Origin of the sequence: Membranihabitans maritimus, assembly GCF_021729145.1 — a bacterium.
GTDB lineage: Bacteria > Bacteroidota > Bacteroidia > Chitinophagales > Saprospiraceae > Membranihabitans > Membranihabitans maritimus.
Window position 1 is genome coordinate 95,610 of record NZ_JAJSLW010000003.1, and the last position, 12,365, is coordinate 107,974.

Sequence of the window (12,365 nt, forward strand, 5' to 3'; positions counted from 1 at the left end):
GATGGCCTCACTACATAATGTGGCATACTCTCAAGAACTCCGCAGAACATCTACGGCTCAAGCAATTATTACTGGCATTTATGACGACCTTATCGACGAATGGGATAGTTCTCCTGAAAGGATTAAGACCATACTTTTTTCTGATAAATTCGAATCAAACAATGTATTGGAGTTATTATGTCGACAATATTTTGACATTATCAAATACGGGGTCAATCAAAAGCTTTTCTATGAAGTAGTTCCGGCATTGATAATGGCACAAGAAAAAAGTAAAGAACAGTTTAATCCAAATATATGCGAAGATGACGTGATAAAGATTACCAAGGAAAAAGGAGGTTACGCTATGTTATTTTACCGATCATCAATTTCACATCCATGTAGTACCGACGAATATAATTTCTATTATACGCTAGGTGGTTTACTGCAGATGACTAACGATATCAACGATGCTTATAAGGATTACCTGTCAGGAACTAAAACGTTGATGCATCTCGGTTGGCCTATTACAAAGATTGAAAAAGTTTTTAAAGATCAAATAAATCAGGTAAATCTAAAATGGGAGTCCTGGCAAGGTCACCGAAGCAGGAAAAATTTTAGCTTTTTCACTAGAATTAATGTAATTACTTCCCGGTCCTTGGTAACACTCAATGAATATAAATATCAATTTGACTACACAGAGGCAAATACATCTTTTGATATAAACAAAATTCCAAAAAATAAGCTTATTAAGGGGATAGGAATACCCTGGAAGCTATTTTCATGGTATTCGTATTGGTCAAATTTACAAAATAAGGGTGTTTAAATAATAACCAATTTTTGAATATACTTTTTACCATTCTTATCGGAGATATGTAGTAGGTACAACCCCGGTTGCAAACCCTGCACACTCAACTGGAAAGAACCGGATATATTTACAAAATCTACCCATTTCAATCGCTTCCCTTTGACATCAAATAATGTAATCTCTGAGATGGTAATAGCATTATCCAGTGACCGTATCTTGACATAATCCGATGCCGGATTGGGTCCTATTTCAAACGTAGAGTTTGCCGATTCAATACCGGGTTCAGCAGAAGTAATGATCAATTCTCTATTCCCATTGGCAAACGGGGTAGCCCAACGATGATCTTCTAATAAAGAAAAATCTTCGCTTACTCTTTCAAGTCTGTCAGCTGACATCTCCATTGCACGAATTTGAAAGGCTTCATCCAATATACCTGCCTCCGAATCAAAAAGAATGTAACCATCATCCTTGGTATAAGAAGGATAGTGGATGGTATTACCTTCATAAATCAATTGTGCATCCCCGGTTAGTAAATTTACCGTACCAATATAATTCCGATCCTCCCCCTCATCGTAATAATCAAATGCAAAAACATTAATATCATTCTTCGAAAAAGAAGGGTTGCCTACACTAATTTCATCGTCCAGATTAGAAAAAATCTTATCCACCCTCGGTTCAGTAAAGCTGCTATTCTCCAGGTCGAAGACCCGCACCAAGCCAATATCCCAATAATTAGCACTTTCAAATCCAAGCACATCCCCTATCTCATTATATGCATCATACAAAATATATTCTCCGGCATGATCAAACTCCATGGCATCAATATATTGTACGTCATTGGTAGTAAAAAAATCTGATGATGTTGTCGGATTATATAGCTTTATGGTTCTGTTCTCTCCTGTTTCCAAATTGAATAAATACATATTTTCATCGATAGGATCCTCTGTGACCGCTGCAATTAAGCGCCCATCCCTGGAGACTACAATTTTACGCCAAATTGATTGAGGATTGTCTTCCAGATATTCTCTGGTCAATTCCATTGTATTCCAATTAATCGCTACATACTGAATACGAAAATCCCCGTCCACAAACACACCAAAACTGCCATCATCTGTAATTGATGGCTTGGAATAAATATCTTCACCGCTGATAATCTCTTGAGTATTACCGGTTGTTAAGTTGATTAATTGCATGGAATTTTTTTCATCACTTATGGCCAACATAAAATGATCACCCGGGTTTTCTTCCAGGATTCCTTCCTCGGGTTGGAAAGGTTCTGATTCTTCCAGAATCCCGACATTATCAAAAGCCTGTTTACAAATTTCATATTCTTCCGAGGAAGAACCAAAACGACCTTCAGCTGCCGTTAGCACACTGTATCTCAAATCTTTAAAATCTGAAGAAAAGGTCATATAGTTCGTCAAAACATCGTAGTACAATTGTTCGGCATTCTCCTTCCCAATCTGGCTGGCAATCAGATAAAAAACATGGTTCGGAATGCCACTGTTTATATGCACCCCGCCTTCATCCAGTTCTCCAAAATACTGCTCATCTACATGCTTAGGTTGCCAACCTATATCTCCTAATCGTCGGCCACCATTATTGGGATCACTCATATCTCGAAGGTTGCCGGTGGCAAATACGGATCCTTTGACTACATCCTCCCCCAACGTCCAATTATCCCTGTCAATTAGTACCGCAAAAATATCAGCAAAGGACTCATTGAGAGCACCGGATTCACCCTGATAACGCAAATTTCCCGAAGATTGAATCACCCCATGGGTTAATTCATGCGCACCCACATCAAGTGAGCGGGACAACGGTGAATGAAAATCACTATTCCCATTCCCATAAAATATGGCCGCACCATTCCAAAATGCATTGTCCATTTCCTCGGAATTTTCATCCAGTACATCGACTATTGATAAGATATTTCCTCCAATTCCGTCGATGGAGTTTCTATTAAAAGTGTTCAAAAAATACTGGTAACTCAAAATAGCATTGACATGTGCAGAAACCGCCCTTTTATCGCTAAAACGATTCGACGCAGAACCCACTAAAAACAAGCTAAAATCTTCGTCTTCCACACTTTTATTTTGTCCGTCTAAGGTAATGATAGCCCCATCGGGATCTGACGGCATATCAGAGCTCGCCACGTCAAACATAGGTTGAGTAGCATCTATCAGGTAAAAATCATTTCCTTCTGACCATATTGGAAACCGGTATTCCGTACCGTTCAAATCTTCACCAATACCTTCTACCGGAGATAAGAAACCCTCTACTCTTTTATCAAATTCTGAAATTTGTTCTGCACTGGCTTTGTGGGGTAAAGAGCAAAAACTAGAAATATCCCCTGTAAAATTACAGACCTTATTAAAATGCTCATGTACTTCACCGGTTATTGCATCAATTACCACGTGATAATGATTCGTAAGATCCGGCATATATTCTATTACATAAACCAAGCTTGCGTTATCCTTTGCATCAAAGTACCATTGCAATTCTTCCTGTAGAATCCCTGTACGAATGGGAATATCAGCCTTCAAATCCCTTATATCACCAAATTCCCGATAAAGGATTGACTCTAATTTACCCCTTGAGATTAAGGTTTGCATATAATCTTCCGCTACCAGATCATCACTTACCGTATGTACTTTACTTTGAACGACGGTCTTTTTGTCAAAATGATGCAAAACCACCTCCGAATCATAGATCTTCAGCCCTCCAATCTTCTGATTATACCGTTGATGTACCGGTTTACTCCTGGTATCTAGGCTGGGGACATTGATTGTTTCCAATTCAATTTCTCCAGATATGGAAAATGCCTTTTTATATGAATCCCAAAGTGCATCAACCCTATTTTTGGACCGCAAATCCAGATCTACCTGAATTTCTACCCACTCCGGTGTTCCATCTGCCCCATACTCAAGCACATGATAATCAGGGCTCAAATGAAGTTTTTGAATTTGTACTGACCGAATTTCAGAACGTCTCTTTACTGACTTACGTTGCCGACCATTGATCAATTCATTGACCTCGTCAATATTGACATCTAAGGGCCTGGCTATTGTTTGTAAACCCAATGTGTCCATTTGCAATGGTACTTTCCATTGGGCCAACACCTTATTAGAAGATATGAGAATAACCAAGAAAGCGAATACAGGTAAAATTTTTCTCATTTCACATCATTTTTAAGCAATTGGTTCAAATTTTTATAAATCAATTCCGCCGCGGGTAATTGATCTGCAGCGCTCCATACCCATCTATATTGGATACCCTCATTCCTCCATTCCAAAAACCTGTATATATTGCCAGGTTGATCCAGTTCCTTATCCACAAGGTCTGTAATTTCAATATTCGAAATAATCTGTTGATAAATTTCCGTTGATAAATTTCCAATAAACTTTGCCTCACCAGCTATTGAGTTCCTTTGATAAACTTTGCCGCGTGGTGACAAATAATAAGTAGTTACTTTCCCACTAAAACCGCCTCCATTTCCAAAGGCTAAATAATCCATATCGTGCTCTTCGGGGGTAAATAATTTAGGAGTACAACCAGAAAATATCACTAAAAAGACTATGATCAACACCCAAAAATTTAATAATCTGGGAAAATCTGTGCTACTACTCATGGTTGTATGAATTTAAAGCTTCTGTCAACACATCAATATCCTCGTTTCTAGTGTAAAAATGCGGTGCTATCCTAACATATCCTCCTCGAGTAGTACATATTATATTCTTTGCCTCTAAATACTTTACTACCGTTTCAGGCTCAGGATGATACAAAGGCAAGATTCCCGATCGGTTTATACTCTCATGCAAGATTGGAACAAACCTAAAATTATCCAATTTCTCCAAAAACAAATCCTGGATCATCAAAATTTGTTTATAAATATTATCTATTCCAAGTCCCAACTGTATATCCTCAAAACATTTGTTTATCCCTGCAATTAAATACACAGATGATGTTGAATATTCAAACCGTTTCGCAGAAGAATGCGGATTCCACTCGTGATTGAGAAAATCAGGTCCCTGCACCATTGTTTCTGCCCCTACAACAGTACTATTAATTTGTCGGTCCAATTCTTCCGAAATATAAAACACACTTACTCCGACTGGTCCCATTGTCCACTTCCACCCTGATCCCGCCAATGCAGAAATATTATATTTTTTCACATCAATGGGCAAGGCTCCAAAACTTTGGGCCACATCAACAATAAGGTATATTCCTTTCTTCCTGCAAAATTCACCCAGTCTTTCCAAATCCGCAGCATAACCGCTGACAAACTGCACATGGCTCAATGAAATAAACCGTGTCTTGCCTGAAGTAAGATTCTCAAGTTCTTCAAATGACCAACGTCCTGGCATAAGATCAGGTACTCCTTCAAAATCATTTAAATTCCCCAATCGCCTGACCACTACTCCTTTTTCTTCTAATCTAACCCAGGGATAATAATTGGCAGGGTATTCATGGTCAAAAAGGATAATTTCATCACCCGGTTCAAAATTAAAACCATTCGCTATAAATGAGATCCCTTCAGTTGTATTTCGGATTGCAGCCACGCGATCCGGTGTTGTATTGATTATTTGAGACAAATTCTTCTTAAACCGGTCAAGTTCCTGCATATAGTGATCCATAAACATAATGGATCCCGACTTTGTCTGAGCTTCCATTAATTCCATCATGCGCTCTTTACAAGCATCATACAATGGTGAAATACCACAATGATTGAAAAAATAATAATGGTCCCGAACCGGGAAGTTGAGATGTTGTAAATCCATAGTACCTAATTCAAAATTTCTAAATTTAAAAATTCTTCAGGTATGCAAACACCCTGTATAACATTTTTAAAATCAGATTTGTTATTTGTAATCATAATATTCCTATCCAACAAGACCTTATTCATTTGTATTTTTTTAAAAGATATACAAATTTTGATTCATTTGATCCGGTCCTGACAAAAACCCAACCCACTTATTCACAAAATTCAATGATTTTCCCCTCCATCATTAATGTATATGCTTGCTGCACAATTATCGTAGCACCAACTTCCTTATTACCCAATAGTACTTCCTCCTGAATTTGCATTGTTCCCGATTCCAACATGTTGGTAGAAAATCGATACTGAAATTTTCTATCCAAATTTACTTTTCTTTATACGATGAAGATCAAATACGCAATATATCAATTGATGCTAGCTCCTTCTATTCCATATTTCCCATGAACCTTCTGCCTGTTGCTCCAACATTTCATACCCATTTTTCACCTTAGCACCTTTCTCTACACCTTTTTTCATAAACAGGGTTTCCTCGGGATTGTAAATCAAATCATATAGATAGTGTGCTTCCCCCAGCGCATCATATGGCAGGTCCGGGCATTGATCTACTTCCGGGAACATACCTAGTGGAGTAGTATTAATAATTAATCGGTAATCCTCCATCATTTCTGCGGTTAAATCACCATAAGTATATCCGTTCGGGACCTCCCTCCTACTGACTATCTTATAAGGAATATCCATTTCCAACAAGACATATTTCACTGCCTTACCTGCTCCACCTGTCCCCAAAATCAAAGCCCTGGAACTAAAACCCTCCGGTATAAAATTCTTCAAAGACCGTCTGAAGCCAATAACATCCGTATTATATCCGGTTAACCTGTCTTTTTCCACGCGAATAGTATTCACTGCACCAATGGCTTTGGCAGTTTTATCTACAATATCCAGATAAGGGATCACAGCTTCCTTGTAAGGGATAGTAACATTCAAACCGAATAACTCAGGGTCTTTTTTTACCGCATCAGGGAATTTTGTGATTTCATCGAGCTCCATTGTTACGTAGATGTATCCTGAAATATTTTCCTTTTCGAATTTTGCTGCAAAATACCGGGGCGAAAAGGTATGTCCCAGATGCTTGCCGAGCAAGGCTAATTTTTTCATTTAAACAGTTTTGAATTTCCTTTAAAAGAAGTTTCCAGTATGTAATTACTCTAATTTTTCTTAAACAACAAATTCTTGCCACATAAATAAGATAATACTTATTCACCAATTTGATGAACCATGTTTTTATACCATTGTTGGTGATTCTAAAATCTGTTTCTCGAAACTTATCCAATAGAGGTTTTATTTTATCTATCGATCCAAAAGTCTTAGTTTTCCTGGTCACCCTAAACTCCCTGTGCATATATTTTAATTATTTCGCAACCTTTCTAACTTTTAAATCAGCAAGAACTAATAGGTGATAATCATTTCCTTGATCAATCACAGTTTAATTTGATATAATTTATGACTTTAAAAAAATTATATCAAAAGTCAAAACACTGATTTCACGCACCAACAATTCTCAAATTTCCTATTATGAATCAGAGGATTGCTCGATTCAATCCGGAAGACTCCAATTATAATGGTATTACGAATCCTACCATTTGAAATTATGGATTAGGATTTACGAATTGTAGAATTGTACCTCATATATGGGTCATGTAAAGATTGTACATTGTCCAATTGAACATTGAAAATTAAAGATTGTCCAATGCAAGATGACAAATTGTCATAAATAACAATTATCTTTGTCGACCGAATTACGAGAATCGTTTGAGTGTTTAAAGTAAAATTCCGAATGACTGAACAAGTGAATGTTATAAGAGATACCGCAATGCTCGGAGAAGATAGACAGGGCGAAGTTTATGCCAATACGCAAACCACTGATTTCCATAAAGCATTTTATATTGAGAGTTATGGCTGTCAGATGAATTTTAGTGATAGTGAAATTGTCGCTTCTATACTCCAAAAAGAAGGATACGGCCCAACGCATGAAATAGACCATGCTGACCTCATTTTAATTAACACGTGTTCAATACGTGAAAAAGCAGAAGACACAGTTCGTAAAAGGCTTCGTGTTTTCGATAAAGTGAAGCAAAAGAATCCAGGCACACTTGTAGGTGTTTTAGGTTGTATGGCCGAACGACTGAAAGAAAAATTTCTTGAAGAGGAGCGTTTGGTAGATCTGGTAGTAGGACCGGACGCCTACAGGGATTTGCCAACTCTAATATCTTCTGCGGAAGATGGAGACAAGGGCATTAATGTCTTTTTGTCGAGGGAAGAAACCTATGCGGATATTGCTCCGGTACGATTGGACTCCAATGGTGTTACGGCATTTATTTCTATAATGAGAGGATGTGATAACATGTGTTCGTTTTGCGTAGTACCATTTACTCGAGGTAGAGAAAGAAGCCGGGATCCTTTTAGTATAGTAGCGGAAGCTACTGACTTGTATCAGCGGGGCTATAAAGAGGTTACCCTATTGGGACAAAACGTCGATAGTTACAAATGGGCCAGTCCTGACGGTGACCACGAAATATCTTTTGCAAAACTACTGACCATGGTAGCTGAAGTTCATCCGGACCTGAGGGTACGGTTCTCTACTTCACATCCCAAGGACATCACGGACGATGTATTATATGCCATTCGTGATTACGAAAATATTTGTAAATATATTCACCTACCCGTCCAGTCAGGAAATAGCAGGGTTCTTGAATTGATGAATAGAACATATGACCGGGAATGGTATATCAATAAAGTGAATAGAATATATGAAATTGTTCCTGACTGTGCCATAAGTTCTGATATGATCGCTGGATTTTGTTCGGAAACAGACGCGGAGCATGAAGATACGCTTACTATAATGGATATTGCTCAGTACAGTATGTCTTATATGTTTTATTATTCCGAACGGCCCGGCACACTCGCTGCCAAAAAGTACGAAGATGATATACCATTGAAGGTCAAGAAGAAAAGATTAAGTGAAATTATTGTCAAGCAAAACGAATTATCATTAAATCACAATCAAAAGGATATTGGAAAAACTTTTAGCGTATTGATTGAAGGAGATTCCAAGAAATCCGACCTTGACTTCAAAGGGCGCAATACACAAAATAAAATGATTGTTTTCCCCAAAAAAGGCCATTACAAAACAGGGGATTATGTAAATGTCACTGTTACTGAAGCAACCAGTGCGACACTCATAGGAAATATAGTGGAAGCATGAGTACCTTACAGGGCATCAAAAGCAGGTATGGAATCATTGGAAATTCACAGGGATTGAATGACGCCCTGGAAAAGGCCTTACGCGTAGCCAATACCGATCTTACGGTATTAATTAATGGTGAAAGTGGTGTCGGCAAAGAGGTCATTTCCAAAATAATCCACCAACAAAGTGCGCGAAAACACAACTCATTTATAGCTATTAATTGCGGAGCGATACCCGAAGGGACCATTAATTCTGAGTTATTTGGGCATGATAAAGGTGCTTTTACAGGAGCAACATCTGACCGCAAAGGCTATTTTGAAACCGTAAACGGAGGAACTATTTTTCTCGATGAAATCGGTGAAATGCCATTAGATACCCAGGCTTTTCTACTTAGAGTTCTTGAATCCGGTGAATTCATTCGCGTAGGTTCGTCAAAAGTATTAAATACTGATGTTCGAATTATAACTGCTACGAATGTCAACCTCCTTGAAAAAATTGAATCCGGAAAATTCCGAAGGGATTTATATTACCGACTCAATACGGTTCCGATTAACCTGCCGCCTTTACGGGAACGCAAGGACGATATCTGGATGTTGTTCCGGAAGTTCAGCCTTGATATCGCTGAAAGGTACAGAATCGACCCGATATCCCTTACCCCGGATGCCAGGGAATTGTTGATGCGATATCAATGGCCTGGGAATATCCGGGAACTTAAAAACATCGCTGAACAGTTATCTATTATGTCGGAAAGAAGAACAATAGATGCTGATGATTTACTCTCAGTACTCCCACAATTAAACGAACGATACCTCCCCGCCAAATCAGAACAATATACAGACTCGAGGGATCAATTTCAGGAAAGGGAAATACTCTACAAATTGCTATTTGACATGAAGTCCGACCTCAATGAACTTAAATCCCTTGTTTTTGGTTTAATAAAAGAAAATAAGTTGGATATACCAGATGACAAGGAAGTATTACAACTTCCCGGCCTAAAAGCTGGTAATTCAACAAATTGGGTGAGTCCGGAACACGCAAAAGAAGAACTTAAGTCTGACAATGCATTTAGTACCGGGGAATCTTCGCACAGACCTATTATTATTCATAGAGAAGAAAACGACGACTACTATGATCCATCCGAAACAGTAGAAGAAAACCTTTCGCTTGAGAATATGGAAAAAGAACTAATACGAAAAGCTTTGAAAAAACATCAGGGCAAAAGAAAAGATGCAGCGGAAGAACTCGGTATTTCGGAAAGAACCTTATATCGAAAAATCAAACAATACGAATTGGAATGATGCATTCCTTTATGAAATACGTAATTGGATATGGAGAAAAATTCCGATGCCTACAAAAGAGTCAATACGTTTCTTTTGCCGGATTCCTATTGATCTGTTTTCTTACAAGTCAATTTTTAACTGGATGCTATAGTTTCCAGGGAGTTAGCATTCCCCAGGAAGTAAAAACTTTTTATATACCGGAATTTGATATTAGTAACAGGGCATTGAAAGCCCCCCGGCAATTAGGTGTCGTCTTTTCCGATCAATTGAAACAACAGATATTAAGAGAGTCTCGTCTTTCATTCACGGAAATAGATCCCAATATCGAATTTTCAGGAGAAATTACCCGGTTTACTGTATCCTCCGTAGCTCCCCAACCTGATGAAACAACTGCATTTAGTAGGTTGGACATTTCCGTGAAAGTAAACTACATTGATCATTTTGACGAAGAAAAAAACTGGGAAAAATCTTTTTCTGATTTCAGGAATTTCGAAAGCAATCAAAACTTTCTGGATGTCCAGGACGGACTGATCAATCAAATATTTACGCAGATCGGAGAAGATATTTTTAATCAAACATTTTCGAATTGGTAGACACTATGGTTCAATCTTATAAATATTACCAGGAACAACCCAAAAGGATCAGGGAAATCGATTATGAAGATCTATTACTCTATTTGGAAGAAAAACCCTTTCACGCAGAAGTAAAGGTATTAGCTCTAATGAAACAAAAATTTACTTTTGGTCAAATAGATGAAGAACTGATACACAACCTTATAGCTACTACCAGTGACAAAGCAATCCTCAATGAATATCTCGATGTTATCGAACAATTTCCTTCAAAGTCTGAATACTTAAAGCAAGAACCACCATCCGATAATATACCTGAAGCAGATGATGTCGTAGAAGAAAACTCAGAAACAGAAATACCCGCATCACCGACCTCGGAAGAAGACTATCATATGACGGTGGTAGAAGAAATGCCGGCAGAACCTGATCACGAAACAAATACCCCACAAATAATGCCCAATGAGGGGACTAATACATGGGAAGGTGAAGAGCAGTCGAAATCAACTGACAACAAGTCTGAAGAAAAAGAAAAAAAATCCGGGAAGAAGAAAAAGAAAGAAACTCGATTTGAAAAAGTAGCAAGAAAATTTGGAACGCACGAAGACAGTGAAGACAATACTGGAGACATAAGGAATGATTCTGATCCGGAAGATGCTAGTTTTCGATCCTGGTTATACCAATTGCCTGAAAACCCAAGGTCAGCCCGTGAGTTCAAAAGAAAGAAAAAGAAAATTAAAAAAGAAAAACTCTGGAAGAAAAAACCGAGCCAGACCGAAAAGCTGGCAGAAGAAAGCGTACAAGAAAATGAAGAAGTAGTAAGTGAAACCCTGGCAGATCTTTATGTACAACAAGGGCTCACAGAAAAAGCAAAAGACATGTACACAAAGTTAAGTTTGAAATTTCCCGAAAAAAGTATTTACTTTGCAGCGAAAATAAAAGAATTAAAGAATTTAAATAGTTAAAAAATGGTAACAGCGCTTACAGTTTTAATTGCAATCATCAGCGTATTGTTGATGCTGGTTGTGCTGATTCAAAATCCTAAAGGAGGAGGTGTTGATTCTACATTTGGTGGCCAGGGGGCAAACCAGTTGTTTGGTGCGGCAAAAAGTACGAATTTGGTAGAGAAGGCAACCTGGGGTTTGGCGATAGCTCTTGTTGTCCTTTGCATTATTACGACGATCATAGTTAGTAATTCAGCAGGTGAAACAGGAATACAATTACTTTCAGAGTAAAAGAACATCCAAAAATTATATGTCAAAATGTCTTTGTATCTGCAAAGACATTTTTTTTTGTCATAGAGTCTGCATTATTTTCAGTTCGATTGTCAGATTGACATAAAAATATCTATTGGCATCAAAAATGCACTATAAAATTCGAAAACAAAATCATTTTTTTAACTAAAAAAATATAGGTCAAATGATGAAGCCAATCAACGACAGAGTAGTTGTAAAGCCTGCTCCCGCTGATGAAAAAACCAAAGGGGGAATAATAATTCCCGATACTGCTAAAGAAAAACCGCAACGAGGCGAAATCGTTGCTGTTGGACCTGGTAAAGATGGAAATCTAATGACGGTCAAAGCAGGCGATGTCGTTCTATACGGTAAATATTCCGGTCAGGAAATATCCTGGCAAGGGGAAGATTACCTTATCATGAGAGAAGATGACGTTCTTGTAATCTTGGAAGACTAAATTCTATTCTTAGTTTTCA

At 37.9% G+C, this 12,365-nt stretch carries 12 protein-coding genes; 7 read left to right on the forward strand and 5 right to left on the reverse strand.

Annotation, left to right across the window (positions count from 1 at the left end; translation table 11 throughout):
• Nucleotide 1 precedes the first annotated feature (1 nt).
• Nucleotides 2-802 carry a hypothetical protein gene (locus LVD47_RS04325; RefSeq protein ID WP_236974321.1) on the forward strand — a complete coding sequence of 267 codons (801 nt, stop codon included), beginning with the start codon at nt 2-4 and terminating at the stop codon, nt 800-802.
• Here LVD47_RS04325 and LVD47_RS04330 read toward each other — a convergent pair.
• From LVD47_RS04330 to LVD47_RS04350, 5 genes are all read right to left on the reverse strand, one after another.
• Nucleotides 799-3,963, reverse strand: a complete 3,165-nt coding sequence (locus LVD47_RS04330) for a M4 family metallopeptidase (protein ID WP_236974322.1) — start codon at nt 3,961-3,963, stop codon at nt 799-801. The genes LVD47_RS04325 and LVD47_RS04330 overlap by 4 nt on opposite strands.
• Nucleotides 3,960-4,415 carry a hypothetical protein gene (locus tag LVD47_RS04335; protein WP_236974323.1) on the reverse strand — a complete coding sequence of 152 codons (456 nt, stop codon included), beginning with the start codon at nt 4,413-4,415 and terminating at the stop codon, nt 3,960-3,962. Before LVD47_RS04335 ends, LVD47_RS04330 begins: the two co-directional genes overlap by 4 nt.
• On the reverse strand, nt 4,408-5,565 hold the full coding sequence (locus LVD47_RS04340; protein ID WP_236974324.1) for an aminotransferase class V-fold PLP-dependent enzyme: 1,158 nt from the start codon (nt 5,563-5,565) through the stop codon (nt 4,408-4,410). Before LVD47_RS04340 ends, LVD47_RS04335 begins: the two co-directional genes overlap by 8 nt.
• A gap of 193 nt (nt 5,566-5,758) precedes the next feature.
• Entirely contained in the window at nt 5,759-5,926 is a 168-nt protein-coding gene (locus tag LVD47_RS04345) for a hypothetical protein (RefSeq protein WP_236974325.1), read from the reverse strand.
• A gap of 52 nt (nt 5,927-5,978) precedes the next feature.
• Complete coding sequence (locus LVD47_RS04350; protein ID WP_236974326.1) at nt 5,979-6,719, reverse strand: shikimate dehydrogenase family protein; 741 nt, start codon at nt 6,717-6,719, stop codon at nt 5,979-5,981.
• A gap of 679 nt (nt 6,720-7,398) precedes the next feature.
• Between LVD47_RS04350 and miaB the strand changes: the two genes are divergently transcribed.
• From miaB to LVD47_RS04380, 6 genes are all read left to right on the forward strand, one after another.
• Nucleotides 7,399-8,826: a tRNA (N6-isopentenyl adenosine(37)-C2)-methylthiotransferase MiaB gene (gene miaB / locus LVD47_RS04355; protein WP_255785020.1), complete on the forward strand. Its 1,428-nt coding sequence runs from the start codon at nt 7,399-7,401 to the stop codon at nt 8,824-8,826.
• Nucleotides 8,823-10,106, forward strand: coding sequence for a sigma-54 interaction domain-containing protein (locus LVD47_RS04360; RefSeq protein WP_236974327.1), 1,284 nt, complete (start codon nt 8,823-8,825; stop codon nt 10,104-10,106). Before miaB ends, LVD47_RS04360 begins: the two co-directional genes overlap by 4 nt.
• Before the next feature lie 11 nt (nt 10,107-10,117).
• Nucleotides 10,118-10,681, forward strand: coding sequence for an LPS assembly lipoprotein LptE (gene lptE, locus LVD47_RS04365; RefSeq protein ID WP_236974328.1), 564 nt, complete (start codon nt 10,118-10,120; stop codon nt 10,679-10,681).
• 5 nt (nt 10,682-10,686) lie between these two features.
• Nucleotides 10,687-11,619, forward strand: coding sequence for a hypothetical protein (locus LVD47_RS04370; protein WP_236974329.1), 933 nt, complete (start codon nt 10,687-10,689; stop codon nt 11,617-11,619).
• A gap of 3 nt (nt 11,620-11,622) precedes the next feature.
• Complete coding sequence (gene secG / locus LVD47_RS04375) at nt 11,623-11,889, forward strand: preprotein translocase subunit SecG (protein ID WP_236974330.1); 267 nt, start codon at nt 11,623-11,625, stop codon at nt 11,887-11,889.
• Between the two features lie 187 nt (nt 11,890-12,076).
• Nucleotides 12,077-12,346, forward strand: coding sequence for a co-chaperone GroES (locus tag LVD47_RS04380; RefSeq protein ID WP_236974538.1), 270 nt, complete (start codon nt 12,077-12,079; stop codon nt 12,344-12,346).
• Nucleotides 12,347-12,365: the final 19 nt, after the last annotated feature.